Below are 1,152 nucleotides of genomic sequence, written 5' to 3' on the forward strand. Positions count from 1 at the left end.
AATTTGCAGTCCAAAAAGAGAAACGAATGGCAAAAGATAATTATTTAGAGAAACTTAACCCACCACAAAGAGAAGCAGTAACGCACCCCGAAGGCCCATTGATGATTATTGCGGGTGCAGGCTCGGGCAAAACCCGTGTGCTTACTTACCGCATTGCGTGGTTGATTGAGCAAGGCGTTGACCCTTTCAATATTTTGTCGTTGACGTTTACCAACAAAGCGGCGGGCGAAATGCGTCAGCGTATCGAGGCCGTTATCGGAAACGATGCCAAAAACCTTTGGATGGGAACTTTTCACTCAGTTTTTGCCAAAATCTTGCGTTTTGAAGGAAAAAGATTGGGTTATACTTCTGATTTTACGATTTACGATACTGACGATTCGAGGTCTTTGATGCGAACAATCATCAAAGAATTGGGTCTGGACGATAAAACCTACAAGCCAAACTACGTACTCAATCGGATTTCGAGTGCCAAAAATGCTTTGGTTTCGTGGGAGGCTTACGCCAATAATCCTGTGTATATGGAAGATGATAAAGCCGCCCGAATGCCCGAAATCGGCCGACTTTATAAGATGTACGTGCTGCGTTGTTTCCAAGCCAATGCCATGGATTTTGACGATTTGCTCTACAATACCAACGTGCTTTTCCGTGACCACCTCGATGTGTTGAACAAATACCAACACAAGTTTAAGCACGTCATGGTCGATGAGTTTCAAGATACCAACGTTTCACAGTATCTGATTACTCGAAAACTTTCGTCGGTGCATCAGAATATCTGTATCGTGGGCGATGATGCCCAAAGTATCTATGCGTTCCGTGGTGCAAATATTCAAAATATCTTGAATTTCAAAGCCGATTACCCCGATTTGAAAGTCGTAAAACTCGAACAAAATTACCGTTCGACCCAAACGATTGTCAATGCGGCCAATTCGGTCATTGCTCGAAATAAAGAACAACTCGAGAAAAAAGTTTTCTCAGAAAACGAAGAAGGAAGCAAAATTGATGTCATAAAAGCGGCCTCTGATAACGAAGAAGGCCGTTTGATTGCCACCAATATTTTTGAAGAAAAAAACAATAATAGCTTAAAAAACACCGATTTCGCGATTCTTTACCGTACAAATGCCCAGTCGAGGGCTTTTGAAGAGGCTTTAAGAA

At 42.3% G+C, this 1,152-nt stretch carries 1 protein-coding gene; it reads left to right on the forward strand.

The window, feature by feature from the left end; genetic code table 11:
* Window positions 1–26 precede the first annotated feature (26 nt).
* Window positions 27–1,152 (forward strand): ATP-dependent helicase (locus ACOVO2_RS08195; RefSeq protein ID WP_421769491.1); only part of this gene is annotated, 1,126 nt, incomplete at its 3' end.

Source organism: Emticicia sp. (assembly GCF_049241225.1).
GTDB lineage: Bacteria > Bacteroidota > Bacteroidia > Cytophagales > Spirosomataceae > Emticicia.